Origin of the sequence: Paraburkholderia gardini (assembly GCF_907164545.1) — a bacterium.
GTDB lineage: Bacteria > Pseudomonadota > Gammaproteobacteria > Burkholderiales > Burkholderiaceae > Paraburkholderia > Paraburkholderia gardini.
The window spans coordinates 282,732-304,844 of record NZ_CAJQZB010000001.1 but is presented as its reverse complement, the minus strand read 5'-3'; the positions used below and the strand labels follow the sequence as shown (position 1 = coordinate 304,844).

The 22,113-nt window shown below is 64.4% G+C and carries 17 protein-coding genes; 5 read left to right on the top strand and 12 right to left on the bottom strand.

The features are described 5' to 3' along the window. Nucleotides 1-2: 2 nt before the first annotated feature. The 7 genes from LPA37_RS01325 to rpsB all read right to left on the bottom strand — a co-directional run bounded on the left by LPA37_RS01325 (nucleotide 3) and on the right by rpsB (nucleotide 6,295). A complete protein-coding gene (locus LPA37_RS01325; RefSeq protein WP_229011110.1) occupies nucleotides 3-1,205 on the bottom strand; it encodes a 1-deoxy-D-xylulose-5-phosphate reductoisomerase in 1,203 nt (400 codons plus the stop codon). A 10-nt stretch (nucleotides 1,206-1,215) separates the two neighbouring features. Next, a complete protein-coding gene (locus LPA37_RS01320) occupies nucleotides 1,216-2,037 on the bottom strand; it encodes a phosphatidate cytidylyltransferase (protein ID WP_228977583.1) in 822 nt (273 codons plus the stop codon). Beyond that, nucleotides 2,031-2,813: a polyprenyl diphosphate synthase gene (uppS, locus tag LPA37_RS01315; RefSeq protein WP_228977586.1), complete on the bottom strand. Its 783-nt coding sequence runs from the start codon at nucleotides 2,811-2,813 to the stop codon at nucleotides 2,031-2,033. Before uppS ends, LPA37_RS01320 begins: the two co-directional genes overlap by 7 nt. A 62-nt stretch (nucleotides 2,814-2,875) precedes the next feature. After that, on the bottom strand, nucleotides 2,876-3,436 hold the full coding sequence (frr, locus tag LPA37_RS01310) for a ribosome recycling factor (protein WP_228977588.1): 561 nt from the start codon (nucleotides 3,434-3,436) through the stop codon (nucleotides 2,876-2,878). 96 nt (nucleotides 3,437-3,532) lie between these two features. Beyond that, on the bottom strand, nucleotides 3,533-4,246 hold the full coding sequence (gene pyrH, locus LPA37_RS01305; protein WP_090530669.1) for a UMP kinase: 714 nt from the start codon (nucleotides 4,244-4,246) through the stop codon (nucleotides 3,533-3,535). 222 nt (nucleotides 4,247-4,468) lie between these two features. Next, entirely contained in the window at nucleotides 4,469-5,350 is an 882-nt protein-coding gene (gene tsf / locus LPA37_RS01300; protein WP_228977862.1) for a translation elongation factor Ts, read from the bottom strand. Nucleotides 5,351-5,542: 192 nt separating this feature from the next. Beyond that, complete coding sequence (gene rpsB, locus LPA37_RS01295) at nucleotides 5,543-6,295, bottom strand: 30S ribosomal protein S2 (protein ID WP_228977591.1); 753 nt, start codon at nucleotides 6,293-6,295, stop codon at nucleotides 5,543-5,545. 438 nt (nucleotides 6,296-6,733) lie between these two features. Between rpsB and map the strand changes: the two genes are divergently transcribed. The 4 genes from map to LPA37_RS27780 all read left to right on the top strand — a co-directional run bounded on the left by map (nucleotide 6,734) and on the right by LPA37_RS27780 (nucleotide 11,996). Beyond that, nucleotides 6,734-7,543, top strand: a complete 810-nt coding sequence (gene map / locus LPA37_RS01290; RefSeq protein WP_228977592.1) for a type I methionyl aminopeptidase — start codon at nucleotides 6,734-6,736, stop codon at nucleotides 7,541-7,543. Nucleotides 7,544-7,574: 31 nt separating this feature from the next. Further along, complete coding sequence (locus tag LPA37_RS01285; RefSeq protein WP_229011108.1) at nucleotides 7,575-10,151, top strand: [protein-PII] uridylyltransferase; 2,577 nt, start codon at nucleotides 7,575-7,577, stop codon at nucleotides 10,149-10,151. A 337-nt stretch (nucleotides 10,152-10,488) separates the two neighbouring features. Beyond that, entirely contained in the window at nucleotides 10,489-11,100 is a 612-nt protein-coding gene (locus tag LPA37_RS27785; protein WP_324251867.1) for a hypothetical protein, read from the top strand. Between the two features lie 146 nt (nucleotides 11,101-11,246). Continuing rightward, nucleotides 11,247-11,996 (top strand): pseudouridine synthase, encoded by a 750-nt coding sequence (locus tag LPA37_RS27780; protein ID WP_324251866.1) that lies wholly within the window; start codon nucleotides 11,247-11,249, stop codon nucleotides 11,994-11,996. A gap of 135 nt (nucleotides 11,997-12,131) precedes the next feature. Here the strand turns inward: LPA37_RS27780 and def are convergent, their stop codons facing one another. Both def and ligA read right to left on the bottom strand, forming a co-directional pair. Beyond that, nucleotides 12,132-12,665, bottom strand: coding sequence for a peptide deformylase (def, locus tag LPA37_RS01275; RefSeq protein ID WP_228977598.1), 534 nt, complete (start codon nucleotides 12,663-12,665; stop codon nucleotides 12,132-12,134). Next, on the bottom strand, nucleotides 12,662-14,713 hold the full coding sequence (gene ligA, locus LPA37_RS01270; protein ID WP_229011104.1) for an NAD-dependent DNA ligase LigA: 2,052 nt from the start codon (nucleotides 14,711-14,713) through the stop codon (nucleotides 12,662-12,664). The genes def and ligA overlap by 4 nt, the downstream gene beginning before the upstream one ends. A gap of 241 nt (nucleotides 14,714-14,954) precedes the next feature. On the opposite strand from ligA, the gene LPA37_RS01265 reads away from it, so the two are divergent. Continuing rightward, nucleotides 14,955-15,797, top strand: coding sequence for a hypothetical protein (locus LPA37_RS01265; protein WP_229011102.1), 843 nt, complete (start codon nucleotides 14,955-14,957; stop codon nucleotides 15,795-15,797). A gap of 91 nt (nucleotides 15,798-15,888) precedes the next feature. Here LPA37_RS01265 and LPA37_RS01260 read toward each other — a convergent pair whose 3' ends face one another. The 3 genes from LPA37_RS01260 to LPA37_RS01250 all read right to left on the bottom strand — a co-directional run bounded on the left by LPA37_RS01260 (nucleotide 15,889) and on the right by LPA37_RS01250 (nucleotide 21,892). After that, a complete protein-coding gene (locus LPA37_RS01260; RefSeq protein WP_229011100.1) occupies nucleotides 15,889-17,142 on the bottom strand; it encodes a cell division protein ZipA C-terminal FtsZ-binding domain-containing protein in 1,254 nt (417 codons plus the stop codon). A 117-nt stretch (nucleotides 17,143-17,259) separates the two neighbouring features. Further along, entirely contained in the window at nucleotides 17,260-20,778 is a 3,519-nt protein-coding gene (gene smc / locus LPA37_RS01255) for a chromosome segregation protein SMC (RefSeq protein ID WP_229011097.1), read from the bottom strand. A 148-nt stretch (nucleotides 20,779-20,926) separates the two neighbouring features. Then, a complete protein-coding gene (locus LPA37_RS01250) occupies nucleotides 20,927-21,892 on the bottom strand; it encodes a DMT family transporter (protein ID WP_228977610.1) in 966 nt (321 codons plus the stop codon). Nucleotides 21,893-22,113: the final 221 nt, after the last annotated feature.

The following is a 22,113-nucleotide window of genomic DNA, read 5'->3' as shown; positions in this document are numbered from 1 at the left end:
CCTCACTGGACGGCGCGTTCCGGATGGACGCCCGCGGGCAGCCGGTCGATAAAGGCCGTGGCGGCGCGGCGCGCGGCGGCGTCGGCTTCGATCACGTCTTCGAGGGCGGCGGCGCTGCGGTTCGACAACCCGTTCAGCACGGCATCGACCACCTGCGCAATGGCCATGAAACCGATCCGTCGCGACAGGAACGCGTCGACCGCGACCTCGTTCGCGGCGTTCAGCGCCGCACTCGCGATGCCGCCTTCAGCCAGCGCCTTCGTGGCAAGCGCGAGGCACGGGAAGCGCGTGTAATCCGGCCGCTCGAACGACAGCGACGCGACCTGCGCGAGATCGAGTTGCGCGACGCCGGAATCGACGCGATCCGGGAACGCCAGCGCATGCGCGATCGGCGTGCGCATATCGGGATTGCCGAGTTGCGCGAGCACCGAGCCGTCCGCGTACGACACCATCGAATGGATCACGCTTTGCGGGTGAATCAGCACTTCGATACGTTCGCCCGGCAGATTGAAGAGCCAGTGCGCCTCGATGACTTCGAGGCCCTTGTTCATCATCGTCGCCGAGTCGACTGAAATCTTTCGACCCATCACCCAGTTCGGATGCGCGCAGGCTTCGTCGGGTGTGACGTCGACGAGCGTCGACGGTTCGCGTGTGCGGAACGGGCCGCCCGACGCAGTCAGGATGATCTTCGACACGCCGCCGTGCAGCGCCGCTTCACGCGGCAGGCACTGGAAAACCGCGTTGTGTTCGCTGTCGACAGGCAGCAGGATCGCGCCGTTGTCGCGCACCGCGTCCATGAAGATCGCGCCCGACATCACCAGCGCTTCCTTGTTGGCAAGCAGGATGCGCTTGCCGGCGCGCGCGGCGGCCAGACCTGGCGCGAGACCCGCCGCGCCGACGATTGCGGCAACCACCGTGTCGCAGCCCTCGCTCTTCGACACGTCGACGAGCGCCTGCGGGCCGTATGTGACTTCGGTCTTGCAGCCGGCCTCGCGCAGCTTCGTCGCGACCTGCGCGGCCGTTGCCGCATCGCCGACGACGGCCACTTCGGGCGAAAATCGCAGACACTGCTCGACGAGCTTGTCGCCGTTACGGTGTGCGGTCAGCGCGTAGACAGAGAAACGCTCGGGATGACGCGCAACGACGTCGAGCGTGCTGTCTCCAATCGAGCCCGTTGAACCGAGCAGAGTTAATCGTTTTTGCATGTCTCTTTCTCTAGCCGAGCAGCAGCATCGCAAGCGGCAGCACCGGCAATAACGCGTCGATACGGTCGAGGACGCCGCCGTGTCCCGGCAGCAGGCCACTGGAATCCTTCACGCCAGCCTGGCGCTTCAGCATCGACTCGAACAGGTCGCCGACGACGCTGAATATCACCAGCACGGTCAGCGCAATGAGCGCCCGCAGGGCGCCATGGCGCTCCAGCAGCGCCGAATACAGGGTCGGCTCGAACGCATGGACGGCGACGGCCGCGATAGCCACGGCCAGTACGGCAACCCAGCCGCCCAGCGCGCCTTCCCAGGTCTTGCCCGGGCTGATGGCAGGTGCGAGTTTATGCCTGCCGAATGCCTTGCCTGAGAAGTATGCGCCGATATCGGCCAGCCATACCACTAGCAGCAGGGAGAGCACGAACGGCACGCCGGCCATGCGGGCCGCCACGAGCGCATGCCAGCAGGCGACGAACACCAGCAGGCCCGCGACCAGCAGGAAACCCCGCCAGGCGCCCTGTGCGAGCATCGGCTTGCGCAGCAGGACGAACGGCCCGACGAGCACCCAGAAAACCGACGCCGCCTGGAAGAGCGGCCGGGGCTCGTCGACGCCCGTGCCGAGCTTCGTGCTCGCAACGAGCGCCACGGCGGCGATCAGCGCATAAACGACCGGGCCGGCGCCGCCCAGCTTCAGGAGGCGCGCCCATTCCCAGGCGGCGAAAACGACGACGAACGCGATCAGCGCGCCAAACGCGCCCACCGGCGCAAAGAAGGTGACCGGCAGAAAGACAGCCAGCAGGACGAGCGCCGTGATGACACGGGTTTTTAGCATGGAAGCGAATCGACGTTCTGCGATTGCGGTTCGAGCTGCGCGCTCGTGCGGCCGAAGCGGCGCTCGCGCTCCGTATAGGATTCGATGGCGTGACCGAGCGCGTCGGCGTCGAAATCCGGCCAGAAGGTATCGGTGAAATAGAACTCGGTGTACGCGAGCTGCCACAGCAGGAAATTGCTGATGCGCTGCTCGCCGCCGGTACGGATGAAGAGATCCGGTTCGGGCGCGTAGGCCATCGCGAGATGTTCGGCGAAGGCTTCTTCGGTCACCTCGACGGGGCGACCCGCCGCGACCGACTGCTCGACCAGCGCGCGGGTGGCCTGCATGATGTCCCAGCGCCCGCCGTAATTGGCGGCGATGGTCAGCGTAAGGCGGGTATTGCGCGCGGTTTTCGTCTCCGCGCGACGGATCAGGTCCTGAATGCGCGTATCGAACATCGTGAGGTCGCCGACCACGCGCAGACGGATGCCGTTCGCGTGCAGCTTGCCGATTTCGCGCTCCAGCGCGGTCACGAAAAGGCGCATCAGGAATGACACTTCGTCGTTCGGACGACGCCAGTTTTCGGAGCTGAACGCGAACAGTGTCAGATATTCGACGCCGCGGCGGGCACACGCCTCGACGGTAGCCCGCACCGCGTCGACGCCACGGGTATGGCCCGCCACGCGCGGCAGCCGGCGCTGCGTCGCCCAACGGCCATTGCCGTCCATGATGATCGCGATATGTCGCGGCACCGCCGCGACATCAGGCACGCGAACGGTAGAGCTGGTATAGGTCATGGCCGTCGGGACAAAGACTGCAAAAAAAAGTGAAACCGTGAAGATGCTGGAGCCGGACGGTTTTACACCGTCATGATTTCGGCTTCCTTGGTCGTCACGAGCTTGTCGATTTCCGCGACGAACCGGTCCGTCAGCTTCTGGACGTCGTCACCGGCACGACGCTCGTCGTCTTCGGAGATTTCCTTGTCTTTCACGAGCTTCTTCAGCTGCTCGTTCGCGTCGCGGCGCAGGTTGCGCACCGCGATTTTGGCCGTTTCGGCCTCGCTCTTCACGACCTTCGTCAGCTCGCGGCGACGCTCTTCGGTCAGCGCGGGCATCGGCACGCGGATCACGTCGCCCTGCGTCGCCGGGTTCAGACCAAGATCCGATTCGCGGATCGCCTTCTCGACGACCTGCACCATCTTCTTTTCCCACGGCTGCACGCCAATCGTGCGTGCGTCGATCAGCGTCAGGTTCGCGACCTGCGAGATCGGCACCGGCGAGCCGTAGTAATCGACCTGAATGTGGTCCAGCAGCCCCGTATGGGCGCGGCCCGTGCGGATTTTCGACAGATCGTTCTTGAACGCTTCGATCGTACGCTGCATTTTCTGGTCAGCGCCCTTCTTGATGTCAGCCACAGACATGATTAAACCTCCGAACCTTTAAATCGGTGCAGGCCGGCCAGCACGCATGAGCGGCGACCTGGGCCCGCGTTCAGCCCACTTTACGTGGAAGGGAGTTTACACGTGGACGAGCGTGCCTTCGTCCTCGCCCTGTACGATGCGCTTGAGCGCGCCCGGCTTGACGATCGAAAACACGCGGATCGGCAGCTTCTGGTCGCGGCACAGCGCAAACGCGGTCGCGTCCATGACCTGCAGATTGCGGCCGATCGCCTCGTCGAAGCTGATCGTGGTATAGCGCGTCGCGGACGCATCCTTTTTCGGATCGGCCGAGTAGACGCCATCGACCTTCGTGGCCTTCAGCACGACTTCCGCGCCAATTTCCGAGCCGCGCAGCGCGGCGGCTGTATCCGTCGTGAAGAACGGGTTGCCCGTGCCGGCCGCGAAAATCACGACCTTGCCCTCTTCCAGCTGCCGGATGGCGCGCGGGCGGATGTACGGCTCGACGACCTGGTCCATGCGCAGCGCGGACTGCACGCGCGCCTCGATACCGGCGTGGCGCATTGCGTCCTGCAGCGCCAGCGCGTTCATCATCGTGGCAAGCATCCCCATGTAATCGGCCGTCGCACGGTCCATGCCGGCCGCGCCGCCCGCGACGCCCCGGAAAATATTGCCACCGCCAATCACTACCGCCAGCTGCGTGCCGAGCTGCACGACCTCGGCCACGTCCGCCACCATTCTTTCGATCGTCAGGCGGTTGATGCCGAATGCATCGTCGCCCATGAGAGCTTCGCCGGAGAGTTTGAGGAGGACGCGTTTATAGGCAGTGGGCATAGAGATATCCGGATCGCGCTGAAGAGGACGACGACAACATGGAACTGTAGGGGTGAAATGCTGATTCGGGCAAGCGCCGCCAGATTATCGGACCCGAAGGCCCGGCCCGGGCGGCTGTAGCGCGGGAATCAACCCGCGTTACAGCCCGCGTCTGACCGCGTGGCACTGCCGGCCGCAGCAGGATCTTGCCCCGCCGCGGGTCAAACGATACTGCGAGACCGCTTATTGCTGCTTTGCAGCAGCGACCTGCGCGGCCACTTCAGCAGCGAAGTCGTCCTGTTTCTTCTCGATGCCTTCGCCGACGACGAACAGTGCGAACTTCTGCACGCTCGTGTTCGCGGCCTTCAGCATCTGTTCGATCGTCTGCTTGTCGTTCTTGACGAACGGCTGGTTCAGCAGCGACACCTCCTTCAGATACTTCTGGACGCTGCCATCGACCATCTTCGCGACGATTTCAGCCGGCTTGCCCGATTCGGCGGCCTTCTGTTCAGCAATGCTGCGTTCCTTGGCGATCAGGTCAGCCGGCACTTCGTCCGACGACAGCGAGACCGGCTTCATCGCGGCGATGTGCATCGCGACGTCCTTGCCGACCTGCTCTTCCGCGCCCGTGTACTCGACCAGCACGCCGATACGCGTGCCGTGCAGGTACGCCGCCAGCTTGTTGGGCGTTTCGAAACGCACGAAACGGCGGATCGACAGGTTTTCACCGATCTTGCCGACCAGCGCGAGGCGCACTGCGTCGACCGTCGAACCTTCCAGCGGCAGCGCCGACAGGGCGGCGACGTCAGCCGGGTTCTGCGTTGCGACCAGCTGGGCAACGGTGTTCGAGAAAGCGAGGAAGTCGTCGTTCTTCGAAACGAAGTCGGTTTCGCAGTTCAGCTCGACGATCGCGCCTGCGTTGCCGCCGATGAACGAAGCGATCACGCCTTCAGCCGTCACACGCGATGCTGCCTTGCTGGCCTTGTTGCCGAGCTTCACGCGCAGCAGTTCTTCAGCACGGGCCATGTCGCCTTCGGCTTCCGTCAGGGCCTTCTTGCATTCCATCATCGGCGCGTCGGTCTTCGCGCGCAGTTCTGCAACCATGCTTGCGGTAATTGCCGCCATCATTCGCTCCTTGAGTCTGTCTTTCACACGCCGCCCGCACTTCGATACCGGCGGCAAGAATTCGTTTCCGCTGCGGCGCGAAAAATTTGCCGCGCCGCGTGCCGGGCTGCCTGCCCGGCCTGCACTCTTTATCGCGGCTTAAAAAAAGGGGGCCTGTAGAAAGCCCCCTTTTTTGCCGGACACGGGGCAGTTTTACGCTTCCCCGTTGACCTCGACGAACTCGTCGCCTTCGCCGCCACGGGCAGCCTGCACCACTTCGTTGACCGCGTTCGCACGGCCTTCGAGGATCGCGTCAGCCACGCCTGCCGTGTACAGGATGACAGCCTTGCTGGCGTCGTCGTTACCCGGAATCACGTAGTCGATGCCTTCCGGCGAATGGTTCGTGTCGACCACGGCAATGACCGGCACGCCAAGCTTGTTCGCTTCAGTGACGGCAATCTTGTGATAGCCGACGTCAACGACGAAAATCGCGTCCGGAATACCGCCCATGTCCTTCACGCCGCCGATCGACTTTTGCAGCTTCTGGATTTCGCGTTCGAACAGGAGCGCTTCCTTCTTGCTCATGCGCTCGGTTTCGCCCGACTCAACAGCGGCTTCCATGTCCTTCAGGCGCTTGATCGATACCTTCAGCGTCTTGAAGTTGGTCAGCATGCCGCCAAGCCAGCGGGCGTTGACGTAAGGCATACCAGCGCGCTTCGCCTCTTCGGCGATCGTGTCGCGCGATTGACGCTTCGTGCCGACAAACAGGATCGTGCCGCGATTCGCTGCCAGCTGACGCACGTACTTCAGTGCGTCGTTGTACATCGGCAGCGTCTTTTCGAGGTTGATGATGTGAATCTTGTTGCGATGGCCGAAAATGAAGGGGGCCATCTTCGGGTTCCAGAAGCGCGTCTGGTGACCAAAGTGGACACCGGCTTCCAGCATTTGACGCATGGTAACTGCCATGAAAATCTCCGCGAGGGTTGGGGTCTTAAGCCGGCTGCCGTATCCACTGCGCCGCGCCCGCCTCTGCGGGAACCTGACGCCGCGAACACCCTGGGTGCGCCGGCTTGCGAGTCTGCTGCCTTGTGCTGCTTTTACTGCCTTTTACTACTTCTTCCTTGCTGCCACATCCGCCGCCCCGGGCCCGCAGTAGCGGCACGGCAAAATAACCCTGAACGACTTAGCCAAAGATTATAGCACGTGACTATCGGTCGACTCAACCCGCGCGGTTGCCCCTGAACCGCGCGGCGGTTGCACCTTCCGGCGCCAGCGACCCGGCTGCCACGCCCGCCGATGCTCCCTCAACATCTAGCCGGACGGCCAGAACGCCGTCTCAAAAGGCTGCGGCAGGCCCCATATGGTGCGATAATCTTTTAATAAACTGCATTTCAGGCCCGACTCATGGCTATTACGCTCAAAAACGAAGACGATATCGCGCAGATGCGCATTGCCGGCAAACTCGCAAGCGAGGTGCTCGACTACATCACGCCGCATGTCAAGGCCGGCGTGACGACGGGTGAACTCGATCGTCTGTGTCACGAATACATGCTGAACGTACAGGGCACGATTCCGGCGCCGCTCAACTATCAGCCGCCCGGCTATCCGCCCTACCCGAAAGCGACGTGCATTTCCGTCAACGACGTGATCTGCCACGGCATTCCGGGCGAAAAAACGCTCAAGAACGGCGACGCGCTCAATATCGACATCACCGTCATCAAGAACGGCTATTTCGGCGACACCAGCCGGATGTTCATCGTCGGCGAGGGTTCGATTCTCGCGAAGCGGCTCGTGCAGACCACGTTCGAATGCATGTGGCGCGGCATCGAGCAGGTTCGGCCCGGCGCGCATCTCGGCGATATCGGCCATGCGATCCAGCGGCACGCCGAGGCGCAGGGTTATAGCGTCGTGCGGGAATACTGCGGTCACGGCATCGGCCAGGTTTTCCACGACGATCCGCAGATCCTGCATTACGGGCGCCCCGGCACCGGCATCGAGCTGCAAAAAGGCATGATTTTCACGATCGAGCCGATGATCAACGCCGGTCGTCGCGATATCCGCACGATGCCTGACCAGTGGACCGTGAAAACGAAAGACCGCAGCCTGTCGGCACAATGGGAGCACACGATACTGGTCACGGAAACAGGTTATGAAGTGCTGACGGTCTCCGTCGGCACGCCTGCCCGCCCGGCTCTCGCCGCCGCCACCGCCTGAACGGTCCCTCGATCTCCTGACCCGGTCGCCCATGAGTGTTCCAGCTGTCGCGCTAACCCATGCCTCGTCGCTACGGGCGGACTACAAGGTGGCCAAAGCTTTGTTACTGGAGCGTTTCCGGTCAGCGGCCAACGTCGACTCGCTGATGCGCTCGCTCGCGCGCCTCACCGACAGCGCGCTGACAGGCGCCTGGAATGCCTGCGAGCTGCCCGGGTCGCTGGCGCTGGTCGCCGTGGGCGGCTTCGGTCGCGGCGAACTGGCGCCTCATTCGGATATCGACATCCTCGTCCTCCTGCCGGACGAACCGGTCCCGCATCTGGAAGCACGTATAGAGCGCTTCATCGGGCTTGCGTGGGACCTGGGCCTCGAACTCGGCAGCAGCGTGCGCACTGTTTCGCAATGTCTCGACGAAGCGGCCAACGACATCACGGTCCGCACAGCACTGCTCGAAGCACGCCGGATCGCGGGTAGCACGGCGCTCTTCGAAGATTTCTCGCAGCGCTACCGCGACGCCCTCGACCCACGCGCGTTTTTCCAGGCCAAGGTGCTGGAGATGCGTCAGCGTCACGCCCGGTACCAGGACACGCCGTACGCACTCGAGCCGAACATCAAGGAAAGCCCCGGCGGCCTGCGCGATCTGCAACTGATCCTGTGGGTCACGCAGGCAGCGCAATTGGGCAGCAGCTGGCGCGAGCTGGATGCGCGCGGCCTGATTACCGGGCGTGAAGCACGCGAGTTGCGCCGTAACGAAGGTTTTCTGAAAACACTGCGGGCCCGTTTGCACATCATTGCCGGACGTCGCCAGGACATCCTGGTGTTCGACCTGCAGAATCCGGTCGCGGAGAGCTTCGGTTACAAGGCGACCGCCACGAAGCGCGCCAGCGAACAGCTGATGCGCCGCTATTACTGGGCGGCCAAGGCTGTCACGCAGCTTGCGACGATTCTGATCCAGAACATCGAGGCGCAGCTTTTTCCGAAAACAAGCAACATCACCCGGGTCTTGTCCGATCGTTTCGTCGAAAAACAGGGCATGCTGGAAATTGCCACGGACGACGTTTTCGAGCGTAAGCCGAACGCAATCCTCGAGGCTTTTCTGCTGTACGAGAAAACGCCTGGCGTGAAGGGCCTGTCCGCCCGCACGCTGCGCGCGCTCTACAATGCGCGCGAGATGATGGACCAGCACTGGCGGCGGGATCCCGAAAACCGGCGACTCTTCCTCGATATCCTGAAGCAGCCGGAAGGCTTGACGCATGCAATGCGCCTGATGAACCAGACCAGCGTGCTTGGGCGCTACCTGTTGAATTTCCGGCGCATCGTCGGACAGATGCAGCACGACCTGTATCACGTCTATACGGTCGACCAGCATATCCTGATGGTACTGCGCAATCTGCGCCGCTTCTCCGTGGCCGAACACGCGCACGAGTACCCGTTCTGCAGCCAGCTGATCGCGAACTTCGAGCGGCCCTACGTGCTTTACGTGGCCGCGCTGTTCCACGATATCGCCAAGGGGCGCGGCGGCGACCATTCGACGCTCGGCATGGCTGATGCACGCCGCTTCTGCCGCGATCACGGCATCGGCGGTGACGATGGCAAGCTGGTTGTGTGGCTCGTCCAGCAGCATCTGACCATGAGTCAGGTCGCGCAGAAGCAGGACACGAGCGATCCAGAGGTGATCAAGACATTTGCCGCCCTCGTCGGTTCCGAACGGTGGCTGACCGCGCTTTACCTGCTGACCGTTTCCGACATTCGTGGCACGAGCCCGAAAGTATGGAACGCATGGAAAGGCAAGTTGCTCGAAGACCTGTACCGGGCCACGCTGGCCGTGCTCGGTGGGGCGCGTCCCGATGCGCATTCCGAACTGAAATCGCGGCAGGAGCAGGCGCTTTCGCTGCTGCGTCTCGAAACCGTTCCGGAAAACGCCCAGCGGGCGCTGTGGGACAAGCTCGATGTGGGTTACTTCCTGCGTCACGACGCGGCTGACATCGCGTGGCAAACGCGTGTGCTGTACCGGCACGTCGAAACGCCCACACCGATCGTCCGGGCCCGGCCGTCGCCGATCGGTGCGGGGCTTCAGGTGCTCGTGTACGTGAAGGACCGCCCTGACCTGTTCGCGGCGATCTGCGCGTATTTCGACCGCAATGCACTGTCGGTGCTGGATTCGCGGGTCAGTACGACGCGCCACGGATACGCACTCGACAACTTCCTCGTCGCGCACACCGAGGAAGACGTGCATTATCGGGACATCGCCAATCTGGTGGAACAGCAACTGTGCGCCCGGCTGTCGGGCGAAGGTCCGTTGCTGCCAGAACCGTCGAAGGGGCGCCTGTCGCGTCTGTCGCGGACCTTCCCGGTTACGCCGCGTGTCGATCTTCGGGCCGACGAGCGCGGCCAGTACTACATCCTGTCCGTGTCCGCGAACGACCGGCCAGGCCTTCTTTATTCGATCGCGCGCGTGCTGGCGGAACATCGGGTCGGCGTCCATGCGGCGCGGATCAACACCCTCGGCGAACGTGTCGAGGACGTGTTCCTGCTGGACGGCCACGGCCTCTCGGACAACCGCCTGCAAATTCAGGTCGAGACCGAACTGCTGCGCGCGATCGCAGTGTGAGATTTCATGCGAGTCAAACTGACAGCCAGGCACCCGCGGCCGGCAAGTGCCGATCGGGCTCCCGTTCGTTCGGGCAGCGCCGCGGCGCGTAGCAAATCCAAGCCGGTTGGACCCAAGCCGACGTCGATGCTGGGCAAACGCAACAGCGACGACGCGGGGGCAGGCGAGCGCCGCGGCGGACCGTCTTCCGGGGGCGCGGCAAAGCGCTCTTTTGCCGGGGCCGGCCCTGCCGGCGGCAAACGTGCGCCGGGCACCGGCGGGCGTCCGTCGACCGGACCGCGGCCGGCTCGACCGGAAGGCGCATCGACGCGCGAACGGTCGGGCGGCGGTGAGCGGAATGACCGTCGCGCCAGCGGCGAACGGCCGCCGCGACGCGATGGTCCGGGTGGCGCGGCGCCGCGTCGGGCTGAAGGTGACCGCCCGGCTCGTTCGTTCGAAGGTAACCGCGATCGTAGTGACCGCCCGCCGCGTCGTGCTGAAGGCGAACGGCCGCCACGTTCGTTCGAAGGCAACCGCGAGCGTAGCGACCGTCCACCGCGTCGTGCTGAAGGCGAACGGCCGCCACGTTCGTTCGAAGGTAACCGCGAGCGTAGCGACCGTCCGCCGCGTCGCGCGGAAGGCGAACGTGCTGGCGGCGAACGCGCGCCGCAACGTTTCGACAGCGAGCGCGCACCTCGCGCGCCGCGTGAAGAAGGCACACGCCGGCCATACGGTGCAGCGGCACGTCCCGCGGATACAGGCGCCCGTGGCGGCCCACCGCGACGTGAGCGCGACGATGCGCGCGAACGCACCGACGCTGCTCGTCCCCACCCTGGCGCCGATCGGGGTGCCCCCGGCACACGACGTGACGCCGGGCGTCCTCCCCGCAGCGGCAGCACCGAACGCCCCGCATTCGCGAAAGAACGCGGCGCGGGCGAAAGCGGCGAGCGGGCTTTCGCGAGACCTGTAAAAAGCACCTATGCGGACCGCGCCGGGCGCCCTGCGCGCGAAGAACGACCCGCGCGGCGTCCGGCAACCGTCGACGCCAAACCGGCACGCGCAGCCGAAGCTCGCGAGACCGCGTCTGACGATCATCACAACGATCAACCGGGCTCGCTGCGGCTGTCGAAACGGATGTCGGAACTCGGCCTGTGCTCGCGACGCGAAGCGGACGAATGGATCGAAAAAGGCTGGGTGATCGTGGATGGCGTCCGGATCGACACGCTCGGCACGAAGGTGCTTCCGGAGCAACAGATCGAAATCGACCCGGCAGCCCGGGCCGAGCAGGCAAAACAGGTCACGATCCTGCTGCACAAGCCGGTTGGTTTTGTGTCGGGCCAGGCCGAGGACGGCTATCTGCCGGCCATCACGCTCATCACGCCCGAAAATCACTGGGAAGGCGACCGCTCGGGAATCCGCTTCTCGGGTATGCAACTGCGTGCGCTGGCACCTGCGGGACGCCTCGACATCGACTCCACCGGCCTGCTGGTCCTGACGCAGGATGGTCGCGTCGCGCGGCAATTGATCGGCGAAAACTCGGATATCGACAAGGAATACCTGGTCCGCGTGACTTACGGCGACCAGGCAACCGATATTGATCAGAGTTTCCCGCCAGAAAGCCTCGCAACATTGCGACACGGCCTGTCGCTCGACGACGTGCCACTCAAGCCCGCCATGGTGAGCTGGCAAAACGGCGAGCAACTCCGCTTTGTGTTGCGCGAAGGCAAGAAACGCCAGATCCGTCGTATGTGCGAACTGGTTGGACTGAACGTCGTCGGACTAAAGCGCGTTCGAATGGGCCGTGTTCAACTCGGCGCGTTGCCCCAGGGACAATGGCGCTATCTGGACACTGAAGAATCGTTCTGAGGTACTGACATCACAGGAATACGTGCCAGTGTCCGGCTCAGGCCGGACCGAAAGGCAGGGACGCCCGCATCCGCGGGCGTTTTCCATTGCGGTGCGCGATCGGTCACACCGGTCGCACCTTTCACGGCTAACGGCTCAATCGTCGCTGTTCGGATCAAGCCCAGGAAACAGTACTTCAGTGAAGCCAAACTTCGAGAAATCGTTGATCCGCATCGGATAGAGCTTGCCGATCAGGTGATCGCATTCGTGCTGAACGACTCGGGCGTGAAACCCCTCCGCGACACGATCGATCGGTTTGCCGAACTGGTCGAAACCCTGATACCGGATCATCGTGAACCGGCTCACGGCGCCGCGCAATCCCGGCACGGACAGGCACCCTTCCCAGCCTTCCTCCATATCCTGCGATACCGGCGAAATGGTCGGATTGATGAGCACCGTTTCCGGCACGGAGGGCGCGTCCGGGTAACGTTCGTTACGCCCGAATCCGAAGATCACAACCTGCAGGTCGACGCCAATCTGCGGCGCGGCGAGCCCTGCGCCGTTCGCGTCGTGCATCGTGTCGAACATATCCTTCACGAGGTCATGCAGAGCGGGCGTATCGAAACGATCGACCGGTGCGGCGATGCGTAGAAGACGCGGATCGCCCATCTTGAGGATTTCACGAATCATGTCAGGTGCCCCTCCAGAAGCTTGCGCATACCTTCTTCGTCGAGTACGGGAATGCCGAGTTCCTCGGCCTTCGCGAGCTTGCTGCCCGCTTCCGCGCCGGCGACCACGTAGTCGGTTTTTTTCGACACCGAACCGGCCACTTTCGCGCCGGCCGCCTCCAGCATTTCTTTCGCGTCGTCACGCGCGAGTGTGGGCAGTGTGCCCGTCAGCACGACGGTCTTGCCCGCCAGCACGCCCTGCGGCGCCTTCGGTGCCGGCGGCCCTTCCGGCCATGTCACGCGGCCCGGGGCCCGCAACTGTTCAATCACCGTGCGATTGTGCTCTTCAGCGAAGAACTGATGAAGCGCTTCGGCGACAACCGGCCCGACGTCGTTGACTTCAAGCAGTTCTTCGACCGACGCGTTCATGACCGGATCGAGCGAGCCAAAATACTTTGCCAGGTCCTTCGCGGTCGATTCACCGACATGCCGGATACCCAGCGCATAGATGAAGCGGGCGAGCGTAGTGTGCCTGGCTTTTTCCAGGGAATCCAGCAGGTTTTGCGCGGACTTGTCCGCGAAACGATCGAGCGCGGCGAGCGTCGAGAATCCGAGGTTGAACAGATCGGCAGGCGTGCGAACCAGATTCTGTTCGACCAGCTGATCGATGATCTTTTCCCCCAGGCCGTCGATATCGAGCGCGCGGCGTTGCGCGAAGTGCCACAGCGCCTGCTTGCGCTGCGCGGGACAAAAAAGCCCACCACTGCACCGCGCGATCACTTCTTCCGGCAGACGCTCGATCGCGGAACCGCAGACCGGACACTGCGTCGGCATCACGAACTCGCGCGCGTCGGCCGGACGCCGGTCGAGCAACGCGCTCACCACCTCGGGAATGACGTCGCCCGCACGGCGCACCACGACCGTGTCGCCGATGCGGATGTCCTTGCGACGCACTTCGTCTTCGTTGTGCAGCGTCGCGTTCGTCACGGTCGCGCCGCCGACGAACACGGGCTCCAGCCTGGCAACCGGCGTGATCGCGCCTGTGCGCCCGACCTGAACATCGATCGCCAGAAGCTTCGTGAGCGCTTCCTGCGCCGGGAACTTGTGTGCAAGCGCGAAGCGCGGCGCGCGCGACACGAAACCGAGCCGGTCCTGCTCTTCGCGATTGTTGACCTTGTACACGACGCCATCGATGTCGTACGGCAGCGCATCCCGCTTTTCGCCGACAGCATGGAAGAACGCCAGCAGCCCTTCCACGCCCTTCACCACAGCCCGTTCCGGATTCACCGGCAGGCCCAGTTCGCCATACCAGTCGAGCAGCGCACTATGGGTTGCCGGCATTTCCATATCTTCGAGCACGCCGATGCCGTACGCGAAGAACGACAACGGCCGCTGCGCGGTGATTTTCGGATCGAGCTGGCGCAGGCTGCCGGCCGCGGCGTTGCGCGGATTCGCGAATTCGCGCTGTTCCGCTTCGCGCTGCCGTGCGTTCAGGCGCTCGAAGTCGCGGCGAAACATCAGCACTTCGCCGCGAACGTCCAGCACCCCGGGTATGCGTTTGCCCTTTAGCGTAAGCGGAATCGAGCGAACCGTCCGGATGTTCTCGGTCACATCCTCGCCCGTTTCGCCGTCGCCGCGTGTCGACGCCTGCACGAAGCGGCCGTCGACATAACGCAGCGAAATGGCGAGCCCGTCGAACTTGAGTTCGCATGCATAATCGACCGGCGCCACGCCGAGCATGTCGGACACGCGTTTGTCGAACGCGGCGATGTCTTCGTCAGCGAAGCCGTTGTTCAGCGAAAGCATCGGCATCGAATGCACGACCGGCTCAAAGCCACGTGCGACCTCGCCACCGACGCGCTGCGTCGGTGAATCCGGCGTGATCAGGTCCGGATGTTCGGATTCGATCTGCTGCAGCGCCTTGAAGAGCCGGTCGTATTCGGCGTCCGGCAGGTCCGGCTGGTCGAGCACGTAGTACGCATGGTTCGCGCGTTCAAGTTCGGCGCGCAACCATGCGGCCTGCCCGGCCGGCGACGTGACTGCTGGATCAGGGACGGAAGTTCGAGCCATGCTATGGACGGGTTCTCAGAAGAATCTCAGACGCCAGATTATCGCAGGAAGCGTCGCTCATGGCATCGTCCGAACGGCCAGCTTCGTGCAGATGCAGCAGTCGCCCCCCGCTTCCTCCTGGCTAGTTGGTCAACGTGCATTGCAACGCGTTGACACAGGCGCGACCGGATGCGAACCTGGCGGCTGCAGCCCTATCACGTTCTTGCGCCGCACACCTGGCGCATCGATTGCAGGAGAAGTCATGTCATCTTTTCACTTGCGCACCAGCCACGTGCCGTACATGGCCAGGCTGTTGCGAACGCTATGCGCGATGTTCGTGGCGCTGCACGTCTTGCCGGTGCTCGCGCGCGAGCAGGTCGTGAGCGTCCCCCTTTCGGGCGGTCAGTCGATCGCCTGTCTGCTCACCCAGAAAGATGGCAGCAAACCCGCGTGGGTACTCGTCATGATGCCTGGCGGCGATGGCAGGCTGGATCTCAGACAGAAAGCAGACGGCGAGATCACGATGCGGGAGAAGAACAATTTTCTGGTTCGCGCACGTGGTCTGATCGTCGATGATCGCTTCGCTACGGCAATCGTAGACTCGCCCTCCGATCTACCCGACGGTTATACCGACAGTTTCCGGGCGTCGTCGCGTCACACGCAGGATATCGCGCGGATCGCCGCTGACCTGAAGCATCGCTTTCCGGATGCGAACCTCGTTCTCGTCGGCACGAGCCGGGGCACGATTTCGACGGCGTTCGCCGGGCGGGTTCTCAGCAACACCTGGCAAGCGGTCGTCCATACGTCGACGCTCAGCAGCCCTTCGCGCGGCCAGGCGCTGCCGCTTGCCGGTTTCGACTACAACGCGATCCACGCACGTCAGCTATTCGTGCATCACGTCGACGACGCGTGCTTTCTCTGCTCGTTCGACGCGGCAAAACGCATTGCCCGCGGCCACGACCTCATCACCGTGAGCGGCGGCGACGCGAGCGGCAACCCCTGCAAGGCGATGGCGCATCACGGCTTCAACGGCCAGGACGCATCCGTCGTTGCAGCGATCAAGATGTGGATCGACGGCGCGAAATGGCCAAAGGAGGTGAACTGAAACGGATGGATCGTCGGGCCGCTGCCGTGCAACACGTCGAGGGTGTTGCACGGCAGGGCGATGAAACGCGAGCCGGACGACAGCGACAGGCTTACTGACTGAAAAGACGGCGCGTGGCCGGCGAGCCCGCCGGGATGCCGGCCTGTTCGAGGCGAGCATACAGCGTCATCAACTGCTTTTCGATGGCGAGCAGCGCGCTTTCCGGCAACGGCCGGCGTTGATCGTCGACGACCCGCGCGCCAATGCGCTCGGACAGTGACTTCGCGTAATCGCACATCAGGCGGAACGGCAGGATATCCTCGTCGGCGACCGGCACGTCGAGTACCAGCGTGATCATCTGGCCGCCCTTGTACGTGAGGTCGTCGCGCAGGAAATTCGTGTCGCCGAACTGGAGCATGAACACCGGGCTCTGCCTGGCATCAAGCTTGACGAAGCGTGTGCCGTCGCGAGAGAGCAGCAGACCGTCCTGCGAAGCCACGGCCTGCACGTAGTTCGCGGACCACGGCGCGCCGTCGGACATCACGTTGATCGACAGCTGGGCGTCGCATTGTGCAGCGAAGCCGTCGAGTTCGCGTGCCATCGCGACCGTTTCCAGCATGTCGGGAAATTCGGGAGAGGCGTCGATCGCGTCCGCGAACTGCTGTACGCCCGTCACGAACTCGGAAAACTCCAGTTCGTTGAGCGGGCCGCTGCGATTCGCGAGTTGCGCCGCCGCGCGCAGTTCTTCGTAGCGGGCGCCGTTCTGCAGCAACTCCCACGCGCCGCCACCTTCCGGCTTGCCTTCGATGTGAACCGGCTTGCTGCCCGCGCGCCGCAGGCGCTGGGCCAGCGGAATAATCTTGTCGCCCGCAACGGGGCCGGCCGGCCGGATCGGCACGATGCAATCGATACGGCGATCCACGATAGCCGGCGGCGCCGGGGAAATCGTCGTGGCCGCAGGCAGAATCGGCTCGACCGGCTCCTGGCCAGCCGCGCCGGCAGGCGCAAAAGCACCGGTTTCGTCCGGTTCGGGATAACCGTTTGGTGTCGTCGTTTCGGCCTGGATGTCGACCGGCGTATCGAGCGGCGCGACGCCCGCTCCGCCGAAACTCGGCTCGACGCGCGAGGCCGAGGCGGCATCCGCCGGATCGCCAAGCGAGGGCTCGCGGCGTGTGGCCGGTCGCGCGGGTTCGATGAACGGGCTCTGCTCTTTTTCGTCGTCGCGTACGGACGTTTCGGCGGTTTCAGGCGGCATGGGGCGCGGCATACGACGGCGTACCTTCGCGCCCTGCCACGCGTTGTAGACCACCACGCCCCCGACCACCACGGCGCCGGCGCCGATCAAACCGAGTGTCAACTCGTCCATGCATGCTCCATCAGCAATTCTTTTGTCTGCGATGCAGCCGGCCGCGTCTGCCTCGCGCGGCCAGACGCCGCTGCGTGGCGTGCAGGCGCGCGCCGTCTGCTCGATTCGTTCTTCGGGTCAAACGATATTCTGCGCGAAGCCCGCGGCCGTTTCCATGTCGACCGCGACGATCCGCGACACGCCCTGCTCCTGCATGGTCACGCCGATCAGCTGTTGCGCCATTTCCATCGCAATCTTGTTGTGCGAGATGAAGAGGAACTGCGTCTTGACGGACATCGCGCGCACGAGGTTCGCGAAACGTTCGGTGTTCGCATCGTCGAGCGGTGCATCCACTTCGTCCAGCAGACAGAACGGGGCCGGATTCAGCTGGAACATCGCGAACACGAGCGCCGTCGCCGTCAGTGCCTTTTCACCGCCCGAGAGCAGATGAATGGTCGAATTCTTCTTGCCCGGCGGTTGCGCCATCACCTGCACACCGGCGTCGAGAATTTCGTCGCCAGTCATGATGAGCTTCGCCTGGCCGCCGCCGAAAAGACGCGGGAACAGTTCGCCAAAATGCCGGTTGACCTCGTCGAACGTGCCCTGCAGCAACGTGCGGGTTTCCTGGTCGATCTTGCGGATTGCGTCTTCGAGCGTTTCGATGGCGTTGTTCAGATCGGCCGACTGCGCATCGAGGAACGTCTTGCGCTCGCTCGCGGTCTTCAGTTCGTCGAGCGCCGCCATGTTCACCGGTCCGAGCGCCGCGATGGCGTTGTTCAGGCGCGTGACTTCGCCCTGCAGATACGACGGCTTCATGTCCGGCGTGAGTTTGGCCTGCAACTCGGCTTCGTCCACGCCCGCGGCGGCCAGCTGTTCGACGAACTGTTCGCCGTTCAGGCGCGCCGCCTGTTCCTTCAACTGCAGTTCGGTAATGCGGTCGCGCAGCGGTTGCAGCGCACGTTCGGCGGTGAGACGGGTTTCGTCGGCGGAACGCAGCTTAGCGGTCAGGTCGTCGAGTTCGAGACGGGCGGCGTGGAGCAACTCTTCTTTCGCCGCACGCAACTCCAGCGCGTCGTGCAGGCCGGTGTGCGCGGTCTGCTCGTTGATCGTTTCGAGTTCGGCACGTGCATCTTCCAGCGAAGCGGCGACGCGCTCGCTCTGCTCGTGCGCCACCTGGATGCTGCGCTTCAGTTCGTCGATCCGGTTCGCCATGTTGCGCGCGGCAAAGCGCGCGTCGGTGGCGGCGCGGTCGAGATCGCGCGACTGTGCGCGTGCCGCGGTCAGCGCTTCATCGAGTGCTTCGAACGCGAGCTGGTTGTCTTCGAACCGTGCCTGGAGTTCGGCGAGCTGCGTGTCGTGACGTTCGAAATTCGCTTCCGATTCGCCACGCAACGCGCGCTGTTCCTCGATCTGCGCGGTGATCTCTTCCAGTTCCTCGCGGATCTGCGTGCTGCGCTGCGTGTAGCGCTCGTGCGCCTGTGTGAGCTTGAGCACGTCCATCTGCAGTGCATGCACGCGCTGCGTCGCGCGCTCAGCCTGCGAGCGCACGTCCGATAGTGCCTGCGATGCCTGTGTGTGCGCGGCTTCCGCGCGGATCGCGGCAGCCTTCGCTTCGTCGGCGAGGAGCGCCTGGGCGCGCACCTGGCGCGTCAGGTTCTCGATTTCCTGCTGACGGGCCAGCATGCCGGCCTGTTCGGAATCGGCCGCGTACAGCTGCACGCCGACCCGCGTCACGACGTGACCGGCTTTCACGACAAACGCACCGCCAGCCGGCAGTTGCGAGCGCATCGCGAGCGCCTGCGCGAGATCGTCGGCGACGAACGCCTGACCGAGCCAGTCGGTGAGCACCGCGCGCAAACCGGCGTCGTCGATACGCACGAGCGAGAGCAGCGGGCGCAGCGTCGACGGCGCGTCGCCCGGCTGTCCGGCAGCCGGCGGTGCGTAGAACGCGAGCTTCGCGGGCGGCGCGTCCGTCGCGAATGCCTTGACCCAGTCGAGATTCGAGATTTCGAGCGCCGCAAGCCGCTCACGCAGCACCGATTCGAGCGCCGTTTCCCAGCCCGCCTCGACGTGCAGCTTCTTCCACAGACGCGGCAGCGCGCCCAGTTCGTGCCTGTCGAGCCACGGCTGGATCTTGCCTTCGGTCTGCACGTTTTCCTGAAGCTGCTTGAGCGCGGCAAGCCGCGCTTCGAGCTGGTGAATCTGCGCGCTCTCCGCCTGCACACGTTCCTGCGCGGCACGACGTTCGCCATCCAGACGCGGCAGCGTTTCCTGCGCATCGGCGTGACGCGCCTGGGCTTCGGCGAGGATTTCCTCGTGCTCGGCGAGCTGCATGCGCTGCTCTTCGAGCTGCGCTTCGTCCGGCGCATCAAGGCCGCCCGATTCCTGCTTCAGTCGCTCGTGACGCTGCTGCAACTGCTGCAGTTGCTGGTCGGCGTTACGTTGATGCGCGGCTTCGAGCTTGAGCGCCTGTTCGGTCTGCGCGATGCCGCCGCGCTCTTCGTTCAGCTGCGTCTGCGCATCGCGCCAGCGGGCTTCGAGCGCCGGCATCGCATCGTGCTTTGCAGCCGCTTCGTCTTCGGCCACGGCGGCTTTTTCTTCCGCGACGGCCAGCTGTTCTTCCGCGTCCTCGAGATCGTCCTGCGCCTTCTGCGCCTGCGACTGCCACTGCTCACGCTGCGCGGTCAGCGCGGCGATCTGCGCCTGCACGCGGTTGCGCGACTCGACGATGAAGCGGATTTCCGCTTCGAGGCGGCTCACCTCGGCATTCGCTTCGTAGAGCGCGCCCTGGGCGCCCTGCATCGCGTCGCTCGCCGAGTAGTGCGCAACCCGCAGCGTCTCCAGTTGCGCCTCGACTTCGCGCAGCTTCGCGGTGTGCGCTTCCAGATCGATCTGGGCCTGCTCGATGGCGCGCTGCTGGCGTTCCTGCTCGCCGCCAGCCTCGTTCTTGCGCAAGAGCCAGAGAAGTCGCTGTTTCTCTTCGCCGTCGGCCTGCAGTTCCTTGAACTTCGTGGCCACCACCGCCTGCGCCTCGAGTTTTTCGAGGTTCGCGCCGAGTTCGCGCACGATGTCCTCGACGCGCGTCAGATTCTCGCGCGTGTCGTGCAGACGGCTTTCCGTCTCGCGGCGCCGCTCCTTGTACTTCGACACACCCGCGGCTTCTTCGAGGAACACGCGCAGCTCTTCCGGCTTCGCCTCGATGATCCGCGCGATCATGCCCTGCCCGATGATCGCGTACGCGCGCGGACCGAGACCGGTACCGAGGAAGATGTCCTGGATGTCGCGCCGGCGCGCCGGCAGGTTGTTGATGTAGTAGCTCGACGTGCCGTCGCGCGTCAGCACGCGCTTGACGGCGATCTCGGCATACTGGCCCCACTGGCCGGCCGCACGGCCGTCGGCATTGTCGAAGATCAGTTCGACGCTGGCGCGGCTACCCGGCTTGCGCGCCGTCGAGCCATTGAAGATGACGTCCTGCATCGATTCACCGCGCAGCTCGGAAGCGCGCGATTCGCCGAGCACCCAGCGCACGGCATCGATGATATTGGATTTGCCGCAACCGTTCGGACCCACCACGCCGACGAGCTGGCCTGGAACCTGGAAATGCGTGGGGTCGACGAAAGATTTGAAGCCAGCGAGTTTGATCGAGGTCAGACGCACGGCGATATCGCTGATTGAAAAGGGAAAATTGGATCGGACCGCACTGTTCCCGGGCACCGTCGGCGAACCTTGCCGGACGGCACGCGGAACCACCGCGGTACTCGGGCCGGCGACACGCAGTCAAGCGCGTCCCGACAGGCAGGGGCAATCATACCATCGCGCGTTCCCGATCCTTACGGTCCGGGTCGGAGTGCGTGCCAGCAGGCGGTTTTGCTTTCGTGCGATGTACCCAGCTCGACAACGCTGACGCCAGCACGATGCACGCGCCGCCCGCCCATTCGCGCGGACCGGGCGTCTCGCCGGCGAAGAGCCACGCGGACAGTGCCGTGATCACGATCTCGAACAGCATGATGATCGACGCGCGATTGGCCGGCACGCGCGCGAGCCCGTATTGCACCAGCATGTTGTTGGAGCCCAGCACGAACCCAAGGCCCAATACGAGCAACGCAGCGGTTGCGAGATGGGAGGCCGCCGGCGGCGCCGGCATCGCCTCGAAAAACGACGCGAATGAACTGAAGATCGCCGCCCCGCCGAAGATCGTCGCCGTGCGCATTTCGGGCTTCATGTCGGGCAGCACGCGGCTTGCCTTCAGAATCAGCACGTTGCTCATCGCGAAGCCCATGCCGCCCGCCAGCCCCGCCCATTCGGCCAGGTTGCCCGGCATCGGAATGCCGGGTTGCGGAGACCACAGCATCATCATCGCGCCCGCCAGCGACAGCGCGGCGAGCGCCGCGCCCGACCACGTCAGCCGTTCGTGCAGGATGAAGTGCGCGAAGAGCGCGGTCCATGCGGGCGTGAGATAGAACAGCAGCAGCACGCGCATTACTTCGCCGTGAATGGACCCCCATACGAAGCCGAGGTTCGTCACGCCGGCGGCCAGTGCCAGCGCCGGCAGCAGCCAGTGCCACCGGACCGTCGCGATCGCGCGACGACGCAGGAGCAGCACGAAGAGGCACCCGGCACCGCTCGTCAATGCGCTCGCCGCCGTGCCGGACACGCCCAGCGCGGCGAGCATGCGCAGCGGATACCAGATCAGACCCCAGACCGACGCGCCCAGCATGATTGCGAGCGTCGGCCAGCCGGTCGACCAGCTGTTCCGGAGCCCGCTATTCATCGCGCGGTCCCCGCTGGGGCGCCTGCTGCCGCGCGCCTTGCCGCCACGGGTTCCGTCCTTCGTCTGTTACTGCCTGCATCCCGCCTCCTGTCTGGCGTGTCCGCGAGGATGCGCCCCCTGCCGATCGCCGTGCGCGCCGGGCCCGGAGGCTCCTCGGCACGCTATAATCCAGTGCTCGCCGCCGGTCGTCCGATCCCGTCTTCAGGATGTCGCCGCGCGCC

What these genes read in the sequence shown, in the direction of transcription:
- LPA37_RS01325 (WP_229011110.1), bottom strand. Translation starts at nt 1,205, where the DNA reads ATGCAAAAACGATTAACTCTGCTCGGTTCAACGGGCTCGATTGGAGAC.
- LPA37_RS01320 (WP_228977583.1), bottom strand. Translation starts at nt 2,037, where the DNA reads ATGCTAAAAACCCGTGTCATCACGGCGCTCGTCCTGCTGGCTGTCTTT.
- uppS (WP_228977586.1), bottom strand. Translation starts at nt 2,813, where the DNA reads ATGACCTATACCAGCTCTACCGTTCGCGTGCCTGATGTCGCGGCGGTG.
- frr (WP_228977588.1), bottom strand. Translation starts at nt 3,436, where the DNA reads ATGTCTGTGGCTGACATCAAGAAGGGCGCTGACCAGAAAATGCAGCGT.
- pyrH (WP_090530669.1), bottom strand. Translation starts at nt 4,246, where the DNA reads ATGCCCACTGCCTATAAACGCGTCCTCCTCAAACTCTCCGGCGAAGCT.
- tsf (WP_228977862.1), bottom strand. Translation starts at nt 5,350, where the DNA reads ATGGCGGCAATTACCGCAAGCATGGTTGCAGAACTGCGCGCGAAGACC.
- rpsB (WP_228977591.1), bottom strand. Translation starts at nt 6,295, where the DNA reads ATGGCAGTTACCATGCGTCAAATGCTGGAAGCCGGTGTCCACTTTGGT.
- map (WP_228977592.1), top strand. Translation starts at nt 6,734, where the DNA reads ATGGCTATTACGCTCAAAAACGAAGACGATATCGCGCAGATGCGCATT.
- LPA37_RS01285 (WP_229011108.1), top strand. Translation starts at nt 7,575, where the DNA reads ATGAGTGTTCCAGCTGTCGCGCTAACCCATGCCTCGTCGCTACGGGCG.
- LPA37_RS27785 (WP_324251867.1), top strand. Translation starts at nt 10,489, where the DNA reads ATGACCGTCGCGCCAGCGGCGAACGGCCGCCGCGACGCGATGGTCCGG.
- def (WP_228977598.1), bottom strand. Translation starts at nt 12,665, where the DNA reads ATGATTCGTGAAATCCTCAAGATGGGCGATCCGCGTCTTCTACGCATC.
- ligA (WP_229011104.1), bottom strand. Translation starts at nt 14,713, where the DNA reads ATGGCTCGAACTTCCGTCCCTGATCCAGCAGTCACGTCGCCGGCCGGG.
- LPA37_RS01265 (WP_229011102.1), top strand. Translation starts at nt 14,955, where the DNA reads ATGTCATCTTTTCACTTGCGCACCAGCCACGTGCCGTACATGGCCAGG.
- LPA37_RS01260 (WP_229011100.1), bottom strand. Translation starts at nt 17,142, where the DNA reads ATGGACGAGTTGACACTCGGTTTGATCGGCGCCGGCGCCGTGGTGGTC.
- LPA37_RS01250 (WP_228977610.1), bottom strand. Translation starts at nt 21,892, where the DNA reads ATGAATAGCGGGCTCCGGAACAGCTGGTCGACCGGCTGGCCGACGCTC.